Here is a 23,329-nt window from a genome sequence, read left to right on the forward strand (position 1 = left end):
AAGGCGCCAAGCCGATTGTTGCGAATGTTGCGGACCCTGCGGCTTTGGCCGCGGCCATGGCTGGTCAGGATCTGGCCGTAAGCGCTGTGCGTACACCGGCCGGGCGTGAAGGCGAAATTGTTGCTTTGACCCGATCCATCCTGCATGTCGCATCACTTGTCCGTCTTCGTGTAATTATTATTGGGGGTGCCGCTCGTCTGCATATGCCCGATGGCAGCCCGCACACTGTCTTATCAGATCCAGACTTTCTGCCTGAAAGCATAGTCCCAACCGCACGTGCATCCATGGCGCAGTGGGAACTCTGTTCATCGGATGCCTCAGCAAACTGGACCTATGCCAGCCCGTCCGCCTTATTGCAGCCCGGTGAACGCCTAGGCGTCTTCAGAACCGACACAGATAACCTGATTGTTGATGACGCCGGCAACTCAGAAATCTCCATGGAAGATTTTGCAGTGGCAATTGTAGATGAGGCTCAATCGCCCAAATATCCACGCGCCGCCTTTACCGTAGGCTATTGAACCTCCAACGACCTAGTCGTTTTGGGAGAGCGCCCCGCCTGCAGTTCGCAAGCGGGGTATTTTCTCGAATGCGGTCTCGTCACGCGACCTTACGAATACGAACAGGCCGCACCACGGCATCGACAGTCGCTGACGTAAGGCAGCTATGAGCCGATTCAACAGGGCGGTCCATGGCGGCTGGTGAGAAACTGCAGGCTCACCAATGACCGAGAAAAGCCCCATCGCCACAGGGCAGGTAAATGTCTCACCCAGGATGGCCAGACCCGGCATCACACCGACACCGGCGCGCAGATACACCTGGCTTGCGACGTCCATGGACCCTAGCGTTTGCACCAGTTTGAAATAGATCGGCAGGGCCACACCAGTGCACAAGGTCAAAAGAACGCTTGTTGCCGCCAATGCTGTTACACTCGGCGTCAAGGTCCATGGACGGTCCAGCAGCAGCTTAGCGCCCATCACCAAAACGCTCCGTCGGATCGCATGTCTGACTAAGGAAGTGTGACCACCACTCTCACGAGTGGGTTTTTCCATCTTGATCTCTGGCCAGAAACCATTCCCTGGGGAGCCGCAGCAAGCTGATGCTCAGATAATCAGCTTGGATCAAGGCAAACACGTATTTTTGATTCACTTCTGCAACATTCTTGTGAATGCTGCATTCCCGTCTCTTTTCCGCCGGATTTTGTGCTGATAAGCAATGATTGAATATCGGGATGTTAAATAGTGCGAGTGGGCAGATGAGAGCCGGAGTTAACGGTCAGGTAGCCATTTCATGGGATCAAACTGAAATCGACGGACTCGAGGACGCGCCTCTGGCGTGTCTGGCCGTCGGCGCGGCTTGGTCATGGCGCGGACAGGCGATAGTGCTGAGCGCAGAAGCCGAGAGCAGCGTCGAACAGATTGGATATGCGCGGGGCGCTGCAACCCGCATACAAAACCGCTTCCCGATTGTCCGGGAAATCTCCGGCTACGTGACCGGAGCTTTGACGCTTACCAATGGGTCGCAGCGGTTTTCAGCCAACCTTGTTGCCGACACCAATGATGCAGCGCCGACCATCGTTTTCGATGGCGCTTGCCCGCCACGGGATGAAGAATTCTGGATCGTCGACGTGACCGAGGTTGTGATGGTGCACAAGGCGGGTGTTGAAGGCGGCGGGAATGTCGTTGCATTTCCGGCCTGAACGCGACCTGTATTTTTTTTGATGAAAGCAGTGTGACAGCAACCGTCGCTATGCGCGCAGGGGCCTGTGCTGCCAGCGGTGAACATATCTTTGCAGATATTCGAAACTGCGTTGAATGCCGTGTTGACTCTGCCGGCTTTGCGGATATAAGCGCGGCTTCATTGGTGTTGGTGGCCCCCGCAAGGGGAAGCCTGTCATGAGGGAAATCTCAAGAGGACAACGCCCTTCATAGTTGCCCGTTTGGGCATCGACCTAAAGAAGGAGATCAGCCGTGACCAAACGCACGTCTGCCAAGTACAAAATCGACCGCCGGATGGGCGAAAACATCTGGGGTCGTCCGAAATCCCCGGTCAACCGTCGTGAATACGGCCCCGGCCAGCACGGTCAGCGCCGCAAGGGCAAACTGTCGGACTTCGGTCTGCAGCTGCGTGCCAAGCAGAAGCTGAAAGGCTACTACGGCGACCTGACCGAAAAGCAGTTCCGCCGCATCTATGCCGAAGCCGAGCGTGTAAAAGGCGACACCGGTGAAAACCTGATCGGCCTGCTGGAGCGCCGTCTGGACGCCGTCGTCTATCGCGCCAAGTTCGTACCGACCGTCTTCGCTGCGCGTCAGTTCGTGAACCACGGCCATGTCAAAGTGAACGGCAAGCGGGTGAACATCCCCAGCTACCGCGTCAAAGAAGGCGACGTCATCGAAGTGCGTGACAAGTCCAAGCAACTGGCTGTTGTTCTGGAAGCTGTTGCCCTGGCCGAGCGTGATGTTCCTGACTACATCGATGCTGACCACTCGAAAATGACCGCAACGTTCGTTCGCGCACCGGGCCTGAGCGATGTGCCGTACCCGGTCATGATGGAACCGAACCTGGTCGTCGAATTCTACGCGAAGAACTGATCTTCGCATTCCGATCCGGAATTCAGAGCCGCACCTTTGGGTGCGGCTCTTTTCATTTTCAGCCCAGCAGAACGATATCTGACGCACCTGCGCTGCGACGCAGCTCGTGAATGTCTTTTAGTTCCGGGTCGTTGATCCATCCCATCGCCGCGTCCCGGTTGGGAAAGGAAAGCAGGGCTGCAACGTCAGGCAAGTCCGGTGTGCCGTCCAGCGCGGTTGTTTCTTTGGTGGCGTGTTCGACCTTTCCGCCATGGCGGGCCAGTGCAGGCCCGGCCTGTTCGCGATAAGCGGCCAGCGCGTCGGGATTCTTTACGGTAAGTTTTGCGTAGGCATAGATCATGGCTTTGCTCCTTGATGTGTGGGCAAAAGCTAGGGTGTGATCTGCTTTGCGAAAACACGTGTATTTGCATCAGTGATGTGCGAATTTGCATGTATGGATATTCATTGGGATGATTACCGGGCCGTACTCGCCGTGGTCCGCAGGCGTACCCTGTCCGCCGCGGCACAAGAGCTTGGCGTCAACTACACAACTGTTGCCCGCCGTATAGCCCGCGCCGAAGCTGCGACAGGCGAAGTGCTGTTCGAAAGGCTGACCGACGGGTATCGACCGACAGAAGCAGCGCACCTAGTCGCTGCGTATGCTGCCCGGATGGAAAGCGCAGAACACGCAATGCTGCGCGGTTTGTCAGGGCGGGATGCCCGGTTGGAAGGGCAGCTGACCTTAACCGCGCCGCAACTGTTAATTGCCCATGTGCTGGCCCCGGCGCTGGGCGAGTTTGCTCAAAGGCACCCTGCTGTGTCTTTGCAGGTGCGCGCGGCAAACGAGATTCTGGACCTTAATCGACGCGAAGCCGACATTGCGATCCGGATCAGCCGCAACCCCGGCGATACGTTGAAAGGTCTGCGCCTGACGCAACAGCACAGCGCTTGTTTTGCCACGTCGGAATGGGCCGCGCGAATGCAGCAAGATCCGAACGCGCCCGTGGATTGGTTGCTTTATGAAAAGCAGCCGAACCTGCCGGACGGCGTCGACAATATCTATCCGAACTCGCGCATACATATGCGTTTTGATGACATGGTCGCGATGGCGGGTGCCGCACAATCAGGGTTGGGCGTTGTGCGTATGCCGGTGTTTCTGGGCCGCTCACTTCGGGGCTTGGTGCAGGTTCCGGTTCTTTCACCGCAACCCTACGCAGATATCTGGATCGTGGCGCACCCGGATGTTTGGCCTTCGGCAAAACTGGTCGCGTTCCGCGATATTGCGGTGCCCTTTTTCAAACAAAAAAGCCCGCTGTTTACGGCGTGATCAAATCGGCAAAGGTCGCCCTTCGGCGATTGCTTCCATCGCGAAATACGACGTGACGCTGTCCAGCTCGACCTTTTCGATCAGCCGTTGATACACCTTGTCGTAAGACGCCATATCCTGTGTGACGACTTTCAGCTGATAATCGTAGTCACCACCAATCCGATGAAAATCCACGACCTCGGGGATCGTCAGAACGTGGCTGCGAAAGGCCTGTAGCCACTCGGCCGAATGATGCCGCGTGCGCAGCATGACAAAGACCACAAGGCTCAGGCCCAATTTCTCGCGTGCGATGCGGGCGGTTGAACCGATCAGGACGCCATCTTCGTTCAAAGCCTTCAGCCGCCGCCAGCAGGCGTTCTGCGAAAGCCCCGCACGATCCGCTAACTCCCGTTGCGACAGGGTGGCGTCCTTCTGCAGTTCTTTCAGAATGCGTGTGTCAATTTGATCCAATTTTGATGCCATTACTGATCATATGACACAAAGATTTTAAAATCTATGCAATAATAGGTGAAGTTTTCGCGCTGACAATAAATCACATTAGTCGGACAGTTAGGAGCCAATGCAATGTCCCTGTCCAAGTTTCGTGCGGAACTCTGTTCCACCGCTCACAATTCAAACCTGCGCGATGGGCTGATCGGAGAGAATGTTCTGATCCCGGGTCTGCATGGGGACGTGCCGCTTGTCTATGCGGATTACGTCGCTTCGGGTCGCGCCTTGCGGCAGGTCGAAGACTTTGTGGCGCAACATGTGTTGCCGTTTTACGCGAACAGCCACACCGAGGCCTCTTACTGCGGATCTTACATGACACATCTGCGCCGCGAGGCGCGGGCGGAAATAGCCCGCATTGTAGGTGCCCAGGAAGAGGACGCGGTGATCTTCACCGGGTCTGGTGCCACTGCGGGGCTCAACCGGTTGGTCAGCCTGCTCGGGGTGGCAGAGGCCGACCAACCGGTTGTCTTGATTGGTCCTTACGAGCATCACTCGAACATCCTGCCGTGGCGGGAAAGCAAGGCACTTGTGGTTGAAATCCCCGAAGCCGAAGGTGGCGGTGTTGACCTGGGGGCGCTGGAAACCGCGCTGTTGACCCATGCAGGCGCAGATCTTCTGATCGGTTCCTTTTCGGCGGCGTCCAATGTAACCGGAATTGTCACTGACCCTGATCCGGTGACGCGGTTGCTCAAGGCGCATGGTGCCGTGGCGATTTGGGATTACGCCGGAGGCGGGCCTTACCTGCCGATGGATATGGGGCCGGCGGACGCGCGCAAGGATGCGATCGTCGTTTCCCCGCACAAGTTTCCGGGCGGTCCGGGGGCCTCGGGTGTTCTGATCGTAAACCGGGCTGCAGCCAAACGGAACTGCCCCAGCTGGCCGGGTGGTGGCACCGTAAGTTTCGTGTCACCGTGGCGGCATGACTACAACGCGGACCTGTCTGCGCGGGAAGAGGCGGGAACGCCCAACGTGATCGGCGACATCCGCGCGGCGCTGGCCTTTATCGTCAAGGATGTCGTCGGCACGGAAGAAATCGCAAGGCGCGAGGCGCAGTACAACCAGATGGCGCTGCACGGGTGGAAGGATAATCCGAACCTGACATTGCTTGGGGTCAATAACCCGCATCGCCTGCCGATCTTCTCTTTCCTCGTGCGCGACAATGCGGGGCAGCCCGTGCATCAGCAGCTGTTTACCCGGATGCTCAGCGACGTCTACGGCATTCAGGCACGCGGCGGCTGTGCCTGCGCAGGGCCTTATGCCCACCGCCTGCTGGGGATTGACCGCGCCGCGTCCGAGGCGCTGCACGCGGCCTTGTCTGCGGGCGAAGAGATGAAGAAACCCGGCTGGGTACGCCTGAATTTCTCGTACCTGATGAGCGAGGAAACGGTTCAATTCATCATCGACAGTGTCAATGATCTGTCCCGCCGTACCGAGGAATTCGTGCCGTATTACAACGCCGACCCGGCGACTGCGCGCTTCAAGGCCGCATGATGGAATTGTCGCTTTTCTCAATCCGTTGAGACAGGTATGAGGGGCCCAATCAACGGAGCCTCTCATGACCAAGATCACCCCGCAACCCGGCATTATGGACATCGCGCTTTATCAGGGCGGCCAGTCGCATGTGGCGGGGGTTGAGCATGTGATCAAGCTGAGCTCGAACGAGAACCCGTTCGGCCCCAGCCCCAAGGCAATTGAGGCGGTGCGCGACAGCGCGGCAAATTTGCATCGGTACCCCAACACCGACCACGCCAGTTTGCGCGCGGCCATCGGCGCACGTCACGGGCTGGACCCTGCGCAGATCATCTGCGGTGTCGGCAGCGACGAGGTGCTGCAATTCATCGCTCAGGCCTATGCAGGGCCGGGGGATGAGGTGGTCTATACCGAGCACGGGTTCTCCATGTACCCGATCATTGCCCGCATGGCAGGTGCCACGCCGGTCATGGTGGCCGAGCGCGACCGCAAAGTTGATGTGGATGCCATTCTGGCCGCCGCAACCAGCCAAACGCGGATCGTGTTTGTCACCAACCCCGGTAACCCGACCTCGACCATGATCTCGAACGACGAACTGGACCGTCTGGCGCAGGATCTGCCTGATACCTGCCTGATGGTCTTGGATGGCGCCTATGCCGAATTCGTCGACGGTTTCGATGGTGGCGCGTCATTGGTGGATGCGTATGAGAACGTGATCATGACCCGCACATTCTCGAAAGTGTACGGGTTGGGCGGGATGCGGGTCGGCTGGGGGTATGCGCACCAATCGATTATCGATGTTCTGAACCGGGTGCGTCAGCCCTTCAACCTGTCTTTGACAGCCCTGGCCGCAGCCGAAGCAGCGATCAGCGACGTCGATTTCCTGACGTTCTGCCAATCTGAAAATGCGCGCCTGCGAGTGTGGCTGGCCGAGGAGCTGGACAAGATCGGCGTGCCCTCGGACCCGTCCTGCACCAATTTCATCCTCGCGCGTTTTGCCGACAGGACCGAGGCCGAGGCCTGTGACGACTATCTGAAGACGCAGGGTTTGATTGTCCGCCGGGTTGCAGGCTACAACCTGCCGAATGCCCTGCGGATCACCGTGGGCGATGAGGAAGCCTGCCGCCGCGTCGTTGCGGTGATTACAGCATTCAAAGAGGGCGCAGCATGAGCCAGATTTACGACCGGGTTGCGCTGATCGGGCTTGGCCTGATTGCCTCCTCCATGTTCTGGGCGATCAAGCGTGGAGGCCTGGCCGGGGAAGTGACCGGCTATGCCCGGTCCGAGGCGACACGTGACACGGCGCGCAGAATCGGGCTGTGCGACCGCGTCTGTGACACGGCGCGCGAAGCGGTCGAAGGTGCGGATCTTGTCGTTCTTTGCGTGCCCGTGGGGGCAATGGGGGCCGTCGCAGAAGACATCGCGCCCGTGCTCAAGCCCGGCGCGACCCTGTCGGACGTGGGGTCGGTCAAGCGGCATGTCATTCAGGCGGTTCAGCCGCATATCCCCGAAGGTGTGCATTTCATTCCCGCGCATCCTTTGGCTGGGACAGAGCATTCCGGTCCGGAATCGGGTTTCGCAAAATTGTTCGACAATCGCTGGTGCCTGCTGGTGCCTGTCGAAGGGACCGACCCGGATGCAATCGCCCGCCTTCGGGCGTTGTGGGAAGGTATGGGGTCCCATGTGGATGAGATGGACGCCGATCATCACGATCTGGTTCTGGCCGTCACGTCCCATGCGCCGCACCTGATCGCCTACACGATGGTTGGTGTGGCCGACGATCTGCGCCGGGTGACCGATAGTGAAGTGATCAAATACTCGGCTGCGGGTTTCCGGGATTTCACCCGCATTGCGGCATCTGACCCGACCATGTGGCGTGATGTGTTCCTGTCCAACAAAGATGCGACGCTGGAAATCCTGGGCCGGTTCACGGAGGAGCTGTTTGCGCTGCAACGTGCCATCCGCACCGGGGACGGGGAACATTTGTTTGACTACTTCACCCATACCCGTGCTATTCGTCGCGGCATCATCGATGCGGGGCAGGACACGGATGCTCCGGATTTCGGGCGGGGAAAGGCAGGTTCATGAGGTCATACCGGGGGCAATTTCTGATCGGGATCATGGCGTTGTGCGCCGTGGCCACACAGGCAGCCCCTCTGGAACGATCTCTGGTCCCACCTGCACGTCCGATTCTGGACCAGCAAAACGTGCAGGTTGTGTCCGCCGTTGCCCCGGTGTCCGTCGCGGTCATAACCGATCTGCGCCCCATCTCACGTCCGGTTTCACCGCAGGTCACTGCTGCACTGGCGCGACCTTCGGATTTGCCGCTGCTGGGGCCCGACACCTCGCTGATACCTAACATGAGACCTGAATTGCTTGAACAGCAGGTGCTTTTCAAAAAACGCAAGCTGCGCAAAGGGTCCGTTTGCGGAGATATCGCAATTCAGGGCAAGCCCGTCGGAAGGGTCGGCAGCGAGAATTCAGCCTGTGGCGTAAAAGATGCAGTGCAGATCACCTCTGTTTCCGGTGTGGCACTCAGCCGCCCGTCGACAATGGATTGCGGCACCGCCGTTGCGCTGAACAAATGGGTCGATAAGACAGTCAAACCCACCTTCAAACGTCGCGGCCCGGTGGTCGAGTTGCAGGTGGCGGCTCATTATGCCTGCCGAACTCGAAACAATCGTAAAGGCGCGCGGATTTCCGAGCACGGCAAAGGGCGCGCGATCGATATTTCGGCCTTCAAAATGGCCGATGGTGAGGTGGTGACTGTCTTGGAAGGATGGCGCAAGAACCCGTCACAGAAGCAGCTGCAGAAAATCTGGCGCGGCGCCTGTGGCCCGTTCGGCACCGTTTTGGGGCCGAACTCGGATAGCTACCATCGCGATCATTTCCATCTGGATACGGCACGCTACCGCAGCGGAGCGTATTGCCGTTAACGCAGGATCAGCCGCGGGGCGGGGCCCAGCGGCACCGGCCCCAGGGCGACAAAACCATCCCGGAAGTTCAGCTGAAGGTCCAGCGCGTTGGGGTTGCCGCCCAGCCCTGCCAGAAAATTCAGTGCGCGGGTGACAGGATCAACCGCCTGATCAGGCAGGGCACCTGCCGCGTTTGCCATGTCGATCATATCACGCCAGTTCTCGGCCTTGACAGCGATCTCACCACTGGGAACACCCTGCGCGTCTACATCCAGTTTACCGGCAGCAAACAGACGCAATCCACCCCATTTGATCTCGGCCAGTCGCAGGTCGATGGCCACGGGCTGCGGCCTGCTGTGTTCCAGCGCCGACCTGTCCCAGACTTTGCTGAACGTGGTGACCATGTCCAGTTCCAGCGTTTCGAAGGACTGCGGCAGCGAAGCCGCCGAATTCATAAGGACCCGCAACCGGTCGCCGGGTGTGAACCCATCCGCGCGGGCGGTAATGGCATAGGCTTCGGGCTGGGATGTTTGCGCCATGATCAGGCTCAGGGTGTCCCCGGCGGCCAGTGCAGTGGAGTTTTCGGTCACCGACCAAGCCCCTGCCGTCAGCGCCAGTTTCTCAAGCACAAGCGAAACGCCGGGCTGCAACTGTAGTTCTGCAATCAATTCATCGGCAACAATCGTTGAGGTTTGATCGTAGTAAGACAGTCGTTGCGGCGTCTCGGCAAACCGCAGCACCTGCCGGCCGGGCCAGATCGCGGGGCTTTCGAATTCGATCCAGTCCGCACGCCAGGCTGTGCCATTCACCGGATCTGCAAGGGCAGGGTTGTTCAGACGAGTCACGTGATGGGTCGGATACCCTGCCGTTGCCACGTCCGAGAAATCAGCCAGCCAGCCGCGCGCCTGTTGTTGATCAAACCAGCCAGTGATTGCCGCGCGCAGACCATATCCGGCGACAAACCAATATGCGCTCCACAGGACGCCGATAAAAATGATCACTCGTATGATACGGCGCATGAGCTTTGGCCCTTTTTCCTGCCTCGGAATTGATGTTTATAGGCCCAAACGGGCAAGGACCAGTGCAATGACGATGTGGGTTTTCGGTTATGGATCGCTGCTGTGGAATCCGGGCTTTCCGGTCGCGCGCAGCGAACGCGCGACACTGCATGGCTATGCCCGGTCCTTCTGCATGAGCTCGATCCACCACCGGGGAACCGAGGAAGAACCGGGGCTGGTGCTGGCGCTGGACGAACAGGCAAACGCGATTTGTACCGGTCTGGCCCTTGCGGTTGAAACCGGTCACGAAGACCGCACCCTGCACGAACTGCGCGAGCGCGAGCTGATTTCGTCGGCCTATGTCGAACGTATGCTGGATGTGCACCTGGAAAATGGCGACATCGTCAACGCCGTGACCTATGTGATCGATGCCGACCATGTGCAGTATTGCGGCGGGATGCCGTTGGAGGATCAGGCCCGGATCATCGCCCATGCGGTTGGCGGGCGCGGCCCGAATGACGAATACCTGTACAATACCGCCGAACATCTGGCCGAGATCGGCCTACGCGACGCCGATCTTGAGTGGTTGGCGCAACGGGTGCGCAGTATTACCGCATAAACTCTTGGCGTCACCAGTGGAATTTCGCTAGTTTCGACGCAGAGCAGGCAAATACCGGGAACCACGCGCATGGCGCAGGCACATCAGGGCGCGAGACCCCATTTCTCGCATCCAACACGGCAGATTCTGTTGATGTTGATGGCGATCGGCCTGTCCGGGCTGGGTGTGTTTCTGGCGCTGCCCTATGTGTTGCCGGTGTTCTTCGCCAACCCGTACCTGAACGGCTTCATCCTGATGGTGTTCCTGATCGGCGTTCTTGCCTGTTTCTATCAGGTGACGCAACTGATCGGATCTGTACGCTGGATCGAGGCCTTCGTCGGCGGTGTTGTTCGCGAAGACGCCCGCACGCCGCAATTGTTGGCTCCTTTGGCCTCATTGCTGCGCGAACGGGGCGCGAGGTCGCAGATCAGCTCCACTTCAACCCGCTCGATTCTGGATTCCGTAGCCGAACGGGTCGAGGAAGAGCGGGAGATCACTCGCTATATCACCAACGTGCTGATCTATCTGGGTCTTTTGGGTACGTTCTTTGGACTGGCGACAACCGTACCGGCCATTGTCGATACCATCCGCAGCCTAAACCCGCAGGAGGGCGAGGAAGGGCTGGCCGTTTTCAACCGCCTGATGACCGGGCTCGAGGCGCAATTGCAGGGGATGGGCGTTGCGTTCGGATCGTCTCTGTTGGGTCTGGCCGGGTCGCTGATCGTCGGCTTGCTCGAAGTTTTTGCAGGGCACGGGCAGAACCGCTTCTATCGCGAGCTTGAAGAATGGCTGTCTTCGATCACCCGCTTAGGTTTCGCGGGTGGAGAAGAAGGCGGTGCCGAAATTGCCGTGCTCACGCCGGTGCTGGACGCCATGTCAGAACAGATGGATGCCTTGCAGGATCTGTTCTCTGCGCAGGAAAGCGACCGGGCCGAGGTTTCTGCCAAGCTGGGTTTGCTGGTCGATGTGATCGGTGAGATGAACAACCGTCAGGCCAATACCGAAGGAGTCACCTCGGCTTTGGAACGCGTGGCGCTGGGTCAGGAAGCCCTGCTGGATCACATGCGCGATCACGGCGCGGGTGAAGGCATCGACGCCGAAAGCCGGATGCGCCTGCGCTCGATGGATGTGCAGCTGCTGCGTATCCTCGAAGAGATTTCGGCGGGCCGTCAGGAAAGCATGAACGAGTTCCGAAAGGATATAGAACTGCTGGTCAAGGCGCTGACCCTGCCGCGCGGTGCGGTGCGTACCACGCCGGAAGGAGAATAACCCATGGCGCTGTCCCGCCGCACCGGTCAACGGTTCCAGGGCTCGGTCTGGCCCGGTTTCGTCGACGCGATGACGGGGCTGTTGATGGTGCTGACCTTTGTGCTGACCATCTTCATGGTGATCCAGTTTGTGCTGCGCGAAACCATCTCGGGTCAGGAAGACGAACTGACCACATTGGCCGACGAAATCGCGGCTTTGGCGGGCGCGCTGGGGCTGGAAGAACGCGAAAACAGCCGGTTGCAGGCGCGGCTTGGGGCGTTGAACACCACCCTGTCGCGGGCTGAAGACGATCTCGCGCAAGCCCAGTCACTGATCGCGTCACTGACCACCGAGCGCGACCGTCAGGCTGCCGCATTGGATCAGGCACAGACCCGGATCACCAACTTCGAAGCGCAAGTTGCCGCCCTGCTGGCCGAACAGGAACGGGCACTGGGCGATATTGCAGCGCTTGAAACGCAGCGCGCGCAACTGTTGACCGAGCAAGAGGCGCTGAACCTGGCGCTTGCCCAAAGCCGCGAGGAAATCGACGCGCAGACCGAAGCCGCCCGTTTGGCCGCTGCCCGTCGGGAAGCACTGGAAGCACTGGTGGCGGATCTGGAGCAAGGCAGCGCCGACCGAGACGCCCAGATCACCACCCTTGAACAGCAGCTCAGCGATGAAGAAGCCGCCCGTCTGGCCGAAGCCGCCGCCGCCGAGGCATTGCGTAACCGTCTTCAGGATGCCGATGCCGAGCTGACGGCCATGACACTTGCGCTGGAAGCGCAACGCAAAGAGGCCGAAGACACACTCACCCTGTTGGCCGCAGCACAGGCGGCGCGTGCCGCGTTGGAGCGTCAGTTTGGTGACGTGAACCCGGATCAACTGCGGGCCCAGCTTGAAGCCGCTTTGCAGGCGCAGACGCAGGCGCAGGCGGATGCCGACGCACAACGCTCTCTGGCCGAGCAGCGGCAGGCCTTACTGGACCTCGCCAATGCGACGCTTTCGGATGAAAAAGAAATCTCTGCCGAGGCGCAGCGAGAAGCCGCCCTGCTGAACCAGCAGATCGCCGCCCTGCGCGGGCAACTTGGCTCCTTGCAGGCTTTGCTTGACGATTTCGAAGAACGCAACGCTGCCGCCGAGGTGCAGATTCAGACGTTAGGGCAGGACCTGAACGCCGCACTGGCTCGTGCCGCATCCGAAGAACGCAGGCGCCGTCTGCTGGAAGAAGCGGAACGCCTGCGTCTTGAGGCCGAGGCCGAGGCACTGGCCGGGCAGAACCAGGAATTGGCGGCACAGGCCGAGGACCTGCAACGCTATCGCTCGGAATTCTTCGGTCGTTTGCGGGACGTTCTTGGCGGTCAGGAAGGGGTGCGCATCGAAGGCGACCGGTTTGTGTTCTCTTCCGAGGTTCTGTTCCCGACCGGGTCCGCCGTACTGTCCGCAGAAGGGCAGCAGGAGGTCGCCAAGGTGGCTAACATCCTTCGTAGTGTTGCCGCTGAAATCCCGCCGGGTCTGAACTGGGTGATCCGGGTCGACGGCCATACCGACAACGTTCCTCTGGCCGGGTCGGGCAGGTATCGCGACAACTGGGAGCTCAGCCAGGGTCGAGCGCTGTCGGTTGTGCGCTATATGGTTGACGCACTGGGCATTCCGCCCAACCGTCTTGCAGCCAACGGGTTTGGTGAATTCCAGCCCGTAAACCCCGCTGACACGCCCGAGGCACACGCGCAAAACCGCCGGATCGAGTTGAAGCTGACCGAAAGGTAAGGTCACTGGCCCTTAGCAGCCACGAAAACAAACAGCCGATCCGCAACCGGTTATTGGCGATACCGACCCCAGCGACCCGAACCGTTGGAAAATCAAGGCGGTGCATGTCCGCCAGACGTTTCACACGCAGCCTAACCGAGATAGTTAACGCGCCCCCGGTTGAGCAGATAAGTCCTTGCCTGTGCTGGGCGAAACAAAAAAAACCCGCCTTGGTAGGCGGGTTTTCTGTTAAATGCGGCGGGCGATCAGTCCGCCGTCAGAAGCGGAGGCTTGTCACCCGAAATGCGCGGTTGATCCGGGCCAAGGATCTCAAGATCCAGATCACCTTTCTTGACCGAGACACGGACCACACCGCCTTTTGCCAGCTTGCCAAACAACAATTCTTCGGCCAGCGGTTTCTTGATGTATTCCTGAATGACGCGACCCAGCGGGCGCGCACCCATCTTGTCGTCATACCCTTTATCCGCCAGCCATTCGGCGGCTTTGGGTGTCAGATCAATGGTCACACCACGATCCAGCAACTGCGCTTCCAGTTGCAGGACGAATTTCTCGACCACCTGCAAAATGACCTCTTTCGGCAGCGGCGCGAACGAGATCACGGCATCCAGACGGTTGCGGAATTCCGGCGTGAACATGCGTTCAATCGCGGCGGTGTCTTCGCCCTCGCGACGGTCACGACCGAACCCGATCGCGGCCTTGGCCTGCTCTTGCGCCCCCGCGTTCGAGGTCATGATCAGCACCACGTTGCGGAAGTTCACTGTACGGCCGTTATGGTCGGTCAGTTCCCCATGGTCCATCACCTGCAACAGGATGTTGAACACGTCCGGGTGCGCCTTTTCAATCTCGTCCAGCAGCAACACACAATGTGGATGCTGGTCGACACCGTCGGTCAGCAGGCCGCCCTGATCGAACCCGACATAGCCCGGAGGCGCGCCGATCAGACGGCTGACCGCGTGTTTCTCCATGTATTCCGACATGTCGAAACGCAGCAGTTCAACGCCCAGCGTATCCGCCAGCTGTTTCGCCACCTCGGTCTTGCCCACGCCGGTCGGGCCGGCAAACAGATAGTTGCCGATGGGCTTTTCGGGTTCCCGCAGGCCGGCGCGGGCCAGTTTGATTGCGCTGGCCAGCGCCTCGATCGCCAGATTCTGACCAAACACCACCCGTTTCAGCGAGGCTTCGAGGTCTTTCAGCACCTCGGCATCGTCCTTGGTGACGTTCTTGGGCGGGATGCGGGCGATCTTGGCAACCACGGCCTCAATCTCTTTGACACCAATGGTTTTGCGCCGTTTGCTTTCCGCCACCAGATGCTGCGCCGCGCCAGCCTCGTCAATCACGTCGATGGCCTTGTCGGGCAGCTTGCGGTCGTTGATGTAACGTGCCGACAGCTCGACCGCCGTTTTGATCGCATCAGCGGTATACTTGATGTCGTGATGTTTTTCGAAATAAGGCTTCAGACCGCGCAGGATCTTGACGCTGTCTTCAACCGAAGGCTCGTTCACATCGATCTTCTGGAACCGGCGCGACAGGGCGCGGTCCTTTTCAAAATGCTGGCGAAACTCTTTGTAGGTGGTCGAGCCCATGGTGCGCAGCTTGCCGCCCTGCAACGCAGGTTTCAGCAGGTTCGAGGCATCCATTGCCCCGCCCGAGGTTGCACCAGCACCGATCACGGTGTGAATTTCGTCGATGAACAGCACCGCGTCGGGGTGCTCTTCCAGCTCGGTTACAACCGCTTTCAGGCGTTCCTCGAAATCGCCGCGATAACGGGTCCCGGCCAGCAGCGCACCCATGTCCAGCGAGTAGATGGTGGTGTTTGCCAAGACATCCGGCGCCTCTCCGGCGACGATCTTGTGCGCCAGACCTTCGGCGATGGCGGTTTTGCCCACGCCCGGATCGCCCACCAGCAGCGGGTTGTTCTTGCGGCGGCGGCACAGCACCTGGATGCAGCGTTCCACCTCATCCGCCCGCCCGATCAGCGGATCGACATCACCCGCACGCGATTTCGCGTTCAGGTCAATGCAGTATTTCCCAAGCGCACTTTCCTTTTGTTCCGTGTCGCCGGAACCTGACTGAGCTTCTTCTTCCACCTGATCCGCACCGGATACCGACCGGCTTTCGCCATACGCGGGGTCTTTGGCCACGCCATGGGCGATGAAATTGACCGCGTCGTACCGGGTCATGTCCTGTTCTTGCAGGAAATAGGCGGCATTGCTTTCGCGTTCGGCGAAAATGGCGACCAGCACATTGGCGCCGGTCACTTCGGTCCGGCCCGAGCTTTGCACGTGGATAGCGGCGCGTTGAATGACGCGCTGGAACGCTGCCGTTGGTACGGCTTCGGACCCGTCAATATCCGTGACCAGATTCGATAGGTCCTCGTCGATGAACTCAACCAGAGTGCTGCGCAACTCGTCCAGATCAACGCTGCACGCTTTCATGACGCGTACCGCATCGGGTTCTTCCAGAAGCGCCAGCAGCAAATGCTCCAGCGTTGCAAATTCGTGTCGCCGTTCATTCGCAGCTGCAAGGGCCGCGTGGATGGCTTGTTCCAGTGTGCTCGAGAATGAAGGCACGCGGGTGCTCCTCTGTCTTGGGTCAGAAGGGGGCGGGCTTTCGGCCGGAACCCCATCCCAACCATGTCCTCATACTATTAGAGTTTGGTTGATCGTGGCCCGGCTTCAAGGGTTTTCTTTCACTTGACAGTCACATTTGTTGTGACCGTGGCCGTGAAGAGGGGCAAATAAGCATCAGAACCTGTCTTTTCTACCCCGGATTTCGGCGAAAACCGCCGCAGGATCGGCGTTTACCATACCAAGATGGGCCTGAATCGCCGGATCCGTGGCCCTCAGGAACGGGTTGGTGGCTTTTTCAAGCGCCAAAACCGACGGAACAGTGGCTTCGCCAGCGGCGCGGGCGCGGTCGATATCGGCAATTCGCTGTTTCAGCGCAGCGTTCTCGGGATCGACGGTAATGGCGAATTTCGCGTTGGATTGTGTATATTCATGCCCCGAACAGACAAGGGTGTCGTCCGGCAAAGCGGCCAGCTTGCTCAGCGACGCCCACATCTGCGCCGGGCTGCCTTCGAACAGACGCCCACACCCGAGGGCCATCAGGCTGTCAGCGGTAAAGACGACCGCGCTTTGCGGAAGATAAAACGCGACATGACCAACCGTGTGCCCCGAAACGTCCAGCACCTCGACCAGTTCGCCACCCACCTCAAAGCTGTCGCCTTCGGCAACCTGCTGGTCCAGCGGGGGCAGGCGGTGCGCGTCGGCGGCCGCACCGATGACCTTTGCGGGGTGATGGGTCAGAATTTCGGGCAGCCCTTCAACGTGATCCCAGTGATGATGGGTCAGCAGCACATGTGACAAGCTCCATCCCCGATCTTCCAGTGCTGCAAGAATCGGCGCGGCTTCGGGCGCATCGATCAGCGCAGTCTGGCCATTGCCGCTGTCATGGGCCAGAAAGGCGTAATTGTCGCTGAGGCACGGGATTGTAACGATTTCAAGAGGCATGGCCTTTTGCCCTTTCATTGCTAGACTGCGCCCAGCTAAGCCGATTGACCGGATGTCCGCAATGCATCTTGATGTGCAGGATCTGAGGAACTTCTACTACCGCAGCACCCTTGGGCGCGCGGCACAGGCAGCTATTCGCGGGCGGCTGACCGAGCTCTGGCCCGAAGCCAAAGGTCAGACCGTTGCCGGTTTTGGCTTTGCCGTGCCGCTATTGCGCCCTTATCTGGCCGGTGCGCGCCGGGTCATCGGGCTGATGCCCGGCCCGCAGGGCGTGATGCCCTGGCCTGCGGGGATGCCCAATGTCTCTGTGCTGACAGAAGAAACCCGGTGGCCCATTGAAACCGGTCACGTGGACAAGCTGGTGGTGATGCACGGGCTGGAAACGTCCGAGCGGCCAAACCAGCTGCTGGAGGAATGCTGGCGTGTTCTGGGCCCTGGTGGCAGGGCCGTGTTCATTGTTCCGAACCGGGCGGGTCTGTGGTCACGTACGGACAAAACGCCATTTGGCTTTGGTCGTCCCTATTCCGCCACTCAGCTGGAAAATCAGCTCAGGTCGCATTACTTCCTGCCCGAGGCGCATTGCTCGGCTCTTTACATGCCGCCGTCCTTCCGGCGGTTCTGGTTGAAATCGGGCAGTCTGATCGAAAAAACCGGACAGCGCATTCCAACTGTCATGGCGGGCGGGGTGTTGATGGTTGAGGTCACAAAGAACATTCATCCGCCTCGGGGCAATGTCACCAAAGATGCCATAAGGAAGCCGATCAAGGCGCTTGACGGTTTGCTAAAGCCTGCATGACAACTGCGTGCATCCCAAAGTGACAAATTCGCGAGAAAAAAGTCACAGGAATCGCAAAAACCTGCATATTCGTAACATTTTTCAACCGGGTTGACGGGTCCAAACGGTCGCACTTGGTGTAAGTGCATGAAAATTAACATTTTGTGGATAAATCTGTTACCGCTATAGCGTATTGCTTGGTTGGTTCACCTCTGCTACATCCCCGGTGATTTTGATCCCCGACCGTCTGGCCGGGGTTTCCTCACGCCCCAAGGTAGCGGCCGCTACCCAAAATCGGGGCCTCAAATATCGGAAGGGTGGACGTGTCCGAACCAGCTTCGATTTCCACAGGCATCGCCGAGCGCTATGCCACCGCGATCTTCGAGATCGCAAAAGAGAATAATGACCTTGCGGGTCTGGAATCCGGCATCAATGATCTGGCAGCAGCACTGGGCGACAGTGCCGACCTGCGTGACCTGATCGCATCGCCTTTGATTTCGCGGGCCGAGCAAGAAGGAGCAATTGCCGCTGTTGCTGACAAGATGGGGCTGAACGCCATCCTGCGCAACACGCTGGCTCTGATGGCGCAGAAACGCCGCCTGTTTGTTGTGCCGCAACTGGTGCAGGTGCTGCGTGACATGCTGGCAGATGAGCGTGGCGAAGTGACCGCCGATGTCGCCTCGGCCAAGGCGCTGACCAAGACACAACTGGAAAAACTGTCCAAGACGCTGTCCGAGCGTGTGGGCAAGACCGTAACTATCAATGCGACCGTGGATGAAAGCCTCATCGGCGGTCTTGTCGTCAAAGTGGGCTCGAAAATGATCGACAGTTCGATCCGTTCGAAGCTGAACTCCCTACAGAATGCAATGAAAGAGGTCGGATAAATGGGAATCCAAGCTGCAGAGATTTCTGCAATCCTGAAGGACCAGATCAAGAATTTTGGTCAGGAAGCCGAAGTGGCCGAGATCGGTCGCGTGCTGAGCGTCGGTGACGGGATTGCCCGTGTATATGGCCTGGACAACGTTCAAGCCGGTGAGATGGTCGAATTCCCCGGCGGCATCATGGGTATGGCGCTGAACCTGGAAAGCGACAACGTCGGTGTCGTTATTTTCGGTTCTGACCGTGACATCAAAGAAGGTGACACTGTCAAGCGCACCAACTCGATCGTGGACGTTCCGATCGGTGACGAGCTGCTGGGCCGTGTTGTTGACGGTCTGGGCAACCCGCTGGATGGCAAAGGTCCGATCAATGCCACCAAGCGTGGCGTTGCAGACGTCAAGGCACCTGGCATCATCCCGCGTAAATCGGTGCACGAACCGATGGCAACCGGCCTGAAATCGGTTGACGCGATGATCCCGATTGGCCGCGGCCAGCGCGAGCTGATCATTGGTGACCGCCAGACCGGTAAAACCGCCGTGGCTCTGGACACCATCCTGAACCAGAAGGTCTATAACGAAGCCGCAGGCGACGACGAGTCGAAGAAACTGTACTGCGTTTACGTTGCGATCGGTCAGAAGCGTTCGACCGTTGCCCAGCTGGTGAAGAAACTGGAAGAATCCGGTGCGATTGAATATTCGATCGTTGTCGCCGCAACCGCGTCCGACCCGGCACCGATGCAGTTCCTGGCACCCTATGCCGCAACCGCGATGGCGGAGTATTTCCGCGACAATGGCCGTCACGCGCTGATCATCTATGATGACCTGTCGAAACAGGCCGTGTCCTATCGTCAGATGTCGCTGCTGCTGCGCCGCCCGCCGGGCCGCGAAGCCTATCCGGGTGACGTTTTCTACCTCCACTCCCGTCTGCTGGAACGTTCGGCGAAGCTGAACGAAGATTTCGGTGCCGGCTCGCTGACCGCTCTGCCGGTTATCGAAACCCAGGGTGGTGACGTTTCGGCCTTTATTCCGACCAACGTGATCTCGATCACCGACGGTCAGATCTTCTTGGAAACCGAACTGTTCTATCAGGGCATCCGTCCTGCCGTGAACACCGGTCTGTCGGTTTCGCGTGTGGGCTCGTCGGCTCAGACCGACGCGATGAAATCGGTTGCCGGTCCGGTCAAGCTGGAACTGGCTCAGTATCGCGAAATGGCGGCCTTTGCGCAGTTTGGGTCCGACCTCGACGCCGCAACCCAGCAGCTGCTGAACCGCGGTGCGCGCCTGACCGAGCTGATGAAGCAGCCGCAGTACTCGCCGCTGACCAACGCGGAAATCGTCTGCGTCATCTTCGCGGGCACCAACGGTTACCTCGACAAGATCGACGTGTCGGATGTTGGCCGCTACGAGGCTGGCCTGCTGGCGCATCTGCGCGGCAAGCACGCTGACCTGCTGAAGTGGATCACCGACGAAGATCCGAAGATCAAAGGCGACGCGTCCGACAAACTCAAAGCAGCGATCGACGAATACGCCGCGACCTTCGCTTGATAGGAGGTTCCGATGCCTAGTCTGAAGGACCTTAAAAACAGGATCGAGTCGGTCAAATCGACCCGCAAGATCACCAAGGCCATGCAGATGGTCGCGGCCGCAAAACTGCGCCGCGCCCAGGAATCTGCCGAAGCCTCGCGCCCTTATGCCGAGCGGTTCAATGCCGTGATGGCCGGGCTGGCGGCGTCGGTCGGGGGCAGCGACAGCGCCCCCAAGCTGCTCCGTGGTACGGGCAGTGATGATGTCCATCTGCTGGTTGTGTTGACAGCTGAACGCGGCCTGTGTGGCGGCTTCAACTCGAACATCGCCAAGCTGGCCCGCCAGAAGGCGGAAGAGCTGCGCGGCAAGGGCAAGACGGTCAAGATTCTGACCGTCGGCAAGAAAGGCCGCGACGCGCTCAAGCGTGATTTTGGCGATCTGTTCGTTGGGCATGTGGACCTGAGCGAGGTCAAGCGTCTGGGTTATTCCAACGCGCAGGACATCGCAAAGGACATCCTGTCCCGCTTCGACGGGGGCGAGTTCGACGTTGCCACGATCTTCTACTCGAAGTTCGTCAACGTTGTGACCCAGATCCCGACGGCACAGCAAGTCATCCCCGCCTCGTTCGAGGAATCGGAAGGTGACGACAGCGGTGCCATTTTCGACTACGAGCCCAGCGAAGAGGCCATTCTGGCCGACCTGCTGCCCAAGGGGGTTGCGACCGCGATCTTCTCGGCTCTGCTCGAAAACGGAGCGTCTGAACAGGGCGCGCGGATGTCCGCAATGGACAACGCGACACGCAACGCGGGTGAGATGATCGACAAGCTGACGATCCAGTTCAACCGCTCGCGTCAGGCCGTGATCACCAACGAGCTGATTGAAATTATTTCCGGCGCCGAGGCGCTGTAGAGACAAACCGGAGACGAAACATGGCGAATGCAAAAGGCAAAGTCACACAGATCATCGGGGCCGTCGTCGACGTGCACTTCGAAGATCAGCTGCCTGAAATTCTGAACGCGCTGGAAACCACCAACAACGGCAAGCGCCTGGTGTTGGAAGTTGCTCAGCACCTGGGTGAAAACACTGTCCGCACCATCGCGATGGACGCGACCGAAGGTCTGGTCCGTGGTGAAGTGGTCACCGACACCGGTGCACCGATCTCGGTTCCGGTTGGCAACGCCACCCTGGGCCGCATCCTGAACGTGGTCGGCGAGCCGATCGACGAAAAAGGCCCGGTTGAGGCAACCGAAGCGCGCGCGATCCACCAGCCCGCACCGACCTTTGCCGAACAGTCGACCGAGTCCGAAGTTCTGGTCACCGGCATCAAGGTGGTTGACCTGCTGGCCCCTTACGCCAAAGGCGGTAAGATCGGCCTGTTCGGCGGCGCCGGCGTTGGTAAAACCGTTCTGATCATGGAACTGATCAACAACATCGCAAAAGTGCACTCGGGCTTCTCGGTGTTTGCGGGTGTTGGTGAACGGACCCGTGAAGGCAACGACCTGTATCACGAGATGATCGAATCGAACGTGATCAAGCCGGACAACCTGTCGGAAAGCCAGGTGGCCCTGGTTTACGGTCAGATGAACGAGCCTCCGGGTGCGCGTGCGCGTGTTGCTCTGACCGGTCTGACTCTGGCCGAGCAGTTCCGCGACCAGTCCGGTACCGACGTTCTGTTCTTCGTCGACAACATCTTCCGCTTTACACAGGCGGGTTCCGAGGTGTCGGCTCTGCTGGGTCGTATTCCGTCCGCCGTGGGCTACCAGCCGACACTGGCTACCGACATGGGTGCCCTGCAGGAACGCATCACCTCGACAAAGGCCGGATCGATCACTTCGGTGCAGGCGATCTACGTGCCTGCGGACGACTTGACCGACCCTGCGCCGGCAACCTCGTTTGCTCACTTGGATGCGACCACCGTTCTCAACCGTGCGATCTCGGAAAAGGGTATCTACCCGGCGGTTGACCCGCTCGACTCGACCTCGCGCCTGCTCGACCCGGCCATCGTCGGCGAAGAGCACTACAAGGTTGCGACCGACGTTCAGCAGATCCTCCAGCGCTACAAGTCGTTGCAGGACATCATCGCCATCCTCGGCATGGACGAACTGTCGGAAGAGGACAAGCTGACCGTGGCCCGTGCCCGTAAGATCGAACGCTTCCTGTCGCAGCCGTTCGACGTGGCCGAGGTCTTCACCGGCTCGCCGGGTGTTCAGGTTCCTCTGGATGTCACCATCTCGTCGTTCAAGGCCGTTGTGGCTGGCGAATACGATCACCTGCCCGAAGCAGCCTTCCTGATGGTTGGCGGCATCGACGAAGTGATCGCCAAAGCCGAAAAAATGGCAGCAGCAGCCGCCTAAGGAGTATCCCTGATGGCAAACACGATGCATTTCGACCTCGTCAGCCCCGAGCGGAGCCTTGCTTCGCTCGAGGTCACCGCGGTCCAGATTCCCGGCGCGGACGGGGACATGACGGCGATGCCCGATCATGCCCCCACCATCACAACGCTGCGCCCCGGTCTGCTGAAGGTTGAGGCACCCGAAGGGTCCAGCGAATACCTGGTCACCGGCGGGTTTGCCCAGATCAACGGCGACAGCCTGTCGGTTCTGGCCGAAAAGGCGGTTCCGGTTTCGGAAATCACCCGTTCGCATATGGACGAGCTGATTGCCGAGGCACGCGCCTCGCACGAAGCGGCAAAGGGCGGCGACGACATGTCGATCGTCGACGAAGCCGCCAAGCTGCTGGCCGATATGGAAGCTCTTGGGACACATATGAGCCTGTAATTGGCTTAACAGTGGAAAATTGGAATGGCCTCGCAATTGCGGGGCCGTTTTTTTGTCGTGCTTTTGCCAGAAAGCCGGGGTAAGTTGCGGAAATTCAAGTATAATGATGAAAACATGAAAAAATTTCTGACCCATCCCATTGGCATCGATCAGGGTGAAAGTGTTCTGTTTTCGGAATTTGCCGAAGGCGGGGACATGTGGACTGGCGAAGGCCCCCGCGAACGTCGGAAACCCATCCAATTCAAGGACACGTTTCTTAGCCCGCCCATGGTTCAGATCGGGATTTCCCTTTGGGATGTCGACACATCATCAGCCCTGCGCGCCGAGGTTCAGGCAGAAAACATCACCTCGGAAGGGTTTGAAGCGGTGTTTCGGACATGGTCCGACACGCGGATTGCCCGCATCCGGATCAGCTGGACTGCGTTTGGAGAGGTGGCACACCCGGACGACTGGAACATTTCCTGATCCGGGGCTTACAGGACAG

General features: G+C 59.3%; 24 protein-coding genes. 18 read left to right on the forward strand and 6 right to left on the reverse strand.

Going from position 1 to position 23,329, the window contains the following annotated elements; translation table 11 throughout:
• Positions 1 to 518: NAD(P)-dependent oxidoreductase (locus ACR0ES_RS07365; RefSeq protein WP_480870035.1), on the forward strand; the 518-nt coding region annotated here is incomplete at its 5' end.
• Positions 519 to 530: 12 nt separating this feature from the next.
• Here the strand turns inward: ACR0ES_RS07365 and ACR0ES_RS07370 are convergent.
• A complete protein-coding gene (locus ACR0ES_RS07370; RefSeq protein ID WP_480565296.1) occupies positions 531 to 974 on the reverse strand; it encodes a hypothetical protein in 444 nt (147 codons plus the stop codon).
• Between the two features lie 278 nt (positions 975 to 1,252).
• Between ACR0ES_RS07370 and ACR0ES_RS07375 the strand changes: the two genes are divergently transcribed.
• Both ACR0ES_RS07375 and rpsD read left to right on the forward strand, forming a co-directional pair.
• Positions 1,253 to 1,696, forward strand: coding sequence for a hypothetical protein (locus tag ACR0ES_RS07375; RefSeq protein WP_480773786.1), 444 nt, complete (start codon positions 1,253 to 1,255; stop codon positions 1,694 to 1,696).
• 271 nt (positions 1,697 to 1,967) lie between these two features.
• On the forward strand, positions 1,968 to 2,588 hold the full coding sequence (rpsD, locus tag ACR0ES_RS07380; RefSeq protein ID WP_170374584.1) for a 30S ribosomal protein S4: 621 nt from the start codon (positions 1,968 to 1,970) through the stop codon (positions 2,586 to 2,588).
• Positions 2,589 to 2,646: 58 nt separating this feature from the next.
• Here the strand turns inward: rpsD and ACR0ES_RS07385 are convergent, their stop codons facing one another.
• Positions 2,647 to 2,928 carry a DUF1330 domain-containing protein gene (locus ACR0ES_RS07385; protein ID WP_480539361.1) on the reverse strand — a complete coding sequence of 94 codons (282 nt, stop codon included), beginning with the start codon at positions 2,926 to 2,928 and terminating at the stop codon, positions 2,647 to 2,649.
• Between the two features lie 93 nt (positions 2,929 to 3,021).
• Here ACR0ES_RS07385 and ACR0ES_RS07390 point away from each other — a divergent pair, with 93 nt between their 5' ends.
• Complete coding sequence (locus tag ACR0ES_RS07390) at positions 3,022 to 3,894, forward strand: LysR family transcriptional regulator (RefSeq protein ID WP_480870037.1); 873 nt, start codon at positions 3,022 to 3,024, stop codon at positions 3,892 to 3,894.
• Here the strand turns inward: ACR0ES_RS07390 and ACR0ES_RS07395 are convergent, their stop codons facing one another.
• Entirely contained in the window at positions 3,895 to 4,356 is a 462-nt protein-coding gene (locus ACR0ES_RS07395) for an Lrp/AsnC family transcriptional regulator (protein ID WP_267365621.1), read from the reverse strand. It abuts the gene before it with no gap.
• A gap of 102 nt (positions 4,357 to 4,458) precedes the next feature.
• Between ACR0ES_RS07395 and ACR0ES_RS07400 the strand changes: the two genes are divergently transcribed.
• From ACR0ES_RS07400 to ACR0ES_RS07415, 4 genes are all read left to right on the forward strand, one after another.
• A complete protein-coding gene (locus tag ACR0ES_RS07400) occupies positions 4,459 to 5,874 on the forward strand; it encodes an aminotransferase class V-fold PLP-dependent enzyme (RefSeq protein WP_480870039.1) in 1,416 nt (471 codons plus the stop codon).
• Between the two features lie 64 nt (positions 5,875 to 5,938).
• Positions 5,939 to 7,024, forward strand: a complete 1,086-nt coding sequence (gene hisC / locus ACR0ES_RS07405; RefSeq protein WP_480870041.1) for a histidinol-phosphate transaminase — start codon at positions 5,939 to 5,941, stop codon at positions 7,022 to 7,024.
• Positions 7,021 to 7,941, forward strand: a complete 921-nt coding sequence (locus tag ACR0ES_RS07410) for a prephenate/arogenate dehydrogenase family protein (RefSeq protein ID WP_267365625.1) — start codon at positions 7,021 to 7,023, stop codon at positions 7,939 to 7,941. Before hisC ends, ACR0ES_RS07410 begins: the two co-directional genes overlap by 4 nt.
• Positions 7,938 to 8,789 carry an extensin-like domain-containing protein gene (locus ACR0ES_RS07415; RefSeq protein ID WP_480870043.1) on the forward strand — a complete coding sequence of 284 codons (852 nt, stop codon included), beginning with the start codon at positions 7,938 to 7,940 and terminating at the stop codon, positions 8,787 to 8,789. The genes ACR0ES_RS07410 and ACR0ES_RS07415 overlap by 4 nt, the downstream gene beginning before the upstream one ends.
• Here the strand turns inward: ACR0ES_RS07415 and ACR0ES_RS07420 are convergent.
• Positions 8,786 to 9,787 (reverse strand): DUF2125 domain-containing protein, encoded by a 1,002-nt coding sequence (locus tag ACR0ES_RS07420; protein WP_480870044.1) that lies wholly within the window; start codon positions 9,785 to 9,787, stop codon positions 8,786 to 8,788. The two genes, ACR0ES_RS07415 and ACR0ES_RS07420, sit on opposite strands and share 4 nt — an antisense overlap.
• A 67-nt stretch (positions 9,788 to 9,854) precedes the next feature.
• Between ACR0ES_RS07420 and ACR0ES_RS07425 the strand changes: the two genes are divergently transcribed.
• From ACR0ES_RS07425 to ACR0ES_RS07435, 3 genes are all read left to right on the forward strand, one after another.
• Positions 9,855 to 10,385, forward strand: a complete 531-nt coding sequence (locus tag ACR0ES_RS07425) for a gamma-glutamylcyclotransferase (protein ID WP_480557829.1) — start codon at positions 9,855 to 9,857, stop codon at positions 10,383 to 10,385.
• Between the two features lie 69 nt (positions 10,386 to 10,454).
• On the forward strand, positions 10,455 to 11,633 hold the full coding sequence (locus ACR0ES_RS07430; protein ID WP_480773778.1) for a biopolymer transporter ExbB: 1,179 nt from the start codon (positions 10,455 to 10,457) through the stop codon (positions 11,631 to 11,633).
• Positions 11,634 to 11,636: 3 nt separating this feature from the next.
• The gene (locus ACR0ES_RS07435) at positions 11,637 to 13,379 is read left to right on the forward strand and encodes a peptidoglycan -binding protein (protein ID WP_480870046.1); all 1,743 of its coding nucleotides are present in this window, start codon (positions 11,637 to 11,639) and stop codon (positions 13,377 to 13,379) included.
• A 245-nt stretch (positions 13,380 to 13,624) separates the two neighbouring features.
• On the opposite strand, the gene clpA is transcribed toward ACR0ES_RS07435, so the two are convergent.
• The gene (clpA, locus tag ACR0ES_RS07440; RefSeq protein ID WP_267363009.1) at positions 13,625 to 15,949 is read right to left on the reverse strand and encodes an ATP-dependent Clp protease ATP-binding subunit ClpA; all 2,325 of its coding nucleotides are present in this window, start codon (positions 15,947 to 15,949) and stop codon (positions 13,625 to 13,627) included.
• Between the two features lie 174 nt (positions 15,950 to 16,123).
• Positions 16,124 to 16,891, reverse strand: a complete 768-nt coding sequence (gene gloB, locus ACR0ES_RS07445; protein WP_480482287.1) for a hydroxyacylglutathione hydrolase — start codon at positions 16,889 to 16,891, stop codon at positions 16,124 to 16,126.
• 61 nt (positions 16,892 to 16,952) lie between these two features.
• On the opposite strand from gloB, the gene ACR0ES_RS07450 reads away from it, so the two are divergent.
• The 7 genes from ACR0ES_RS07450 to ACR0ES_RS07480 all read left to right on the forward strand — a co-directional run bounded on the left by ACR0ES_RS07450 (position 16,953) and on the right by ACR0ES_RS07480 (position 23,310).
• On the forward strand, positions 16,953 to 17,687 hold the full coding sequence (locus ACR0ES_RS07450; protein WP_480482285.1) for a class I SAM-dependent methyltransferase: 735 nt from the start codon (positions 16,953 to 16,955) through the stop codon (positions 17,685 to 17,687).
• Positions 17,688 to 17,989: 302 nt separating this feature from the next.
• Positions 17,990 to 18,550 carry a F0F1 ATP synthase subunit delta gene (locus tag ACR0ES_RS07455; protein WP_209598051.1) on the forward strand — a complete coding sequence of 187 codons (561 nt, stop codon included), beginning with the start codon at positions 17,990 to 17,992 and terminating at the stop codon, positions 18,548 to 18,550.
• Positions 18,551 to 20,089, forward strand: a complete 1,539-nt coding sequence (gene atpA, locus ACR0ES_RS07460) for a F0F1 ATP synthase subunit alpha (protein WP_209504804.1) — start codon at positions 18,551 to 18,553, stop codon at positions 20,087 to 20,089.
• Positions 20,090 to 20,101: 12 nt separating this feature from the next.
• Entirely contained in the window at positions 20,102 to 20,977 is an 876-nt protein-coding gene (locus ACR0ES_RS07465) for a F0F1 ATP synthase subunit gamma (protein ID WP_480482282.1), read from the forward strand.
• 20 nt (positions 20,978 to 20,997) lie between these two features.
• The gene (gene atpD / locus ACR0ES_RS07470) at positions 20,998 to 22,422 is read left to right on the forward strand and encodes a F0F1 ATP synthase subunit beta (RefSeq protein ID WP_209504802.1); all 1,425 of its coding nucleotides are present in this window, start codon (positions 20,998 to 21,000) and stop codon (positions 22,420 to 22,422) included.
• A 12-nt stretch (positions 22,423 to 22,434) separates the two neighbouring features.
• The gene (locus ACR0ES_RS07475) at positions 22,435 to 22,845 is read left to right on the forward strand and encodes a F0F1 ATP synthase subunit epsilon (protein ID WP_209504801.1); all 411 of its coding nucleotides are present in this window, start codon (positions 22,435 to 22,437) and stop codon (positions 22,843 to 22,845) included.
• 114 nt (positions 22,846 to 22,959) lie between these two features.
• Positions 22,960 to 23,310, forward strand: a complete 351-nt coding sequence (locus ACR0ES_RS07480) for an H-type lectin domain-containing protein (protein ID WP_209504800.1) — start codon at positions 22,960 to 22,962, stop codon at positions 23,308 to 23,310.
• Positions 23,311 to 23,329 lie beyond the last annotated feature (19 nt).

The sequence above is a fragment of the Ruegeria sp. N7 genome (assembly GCF_056531345.1).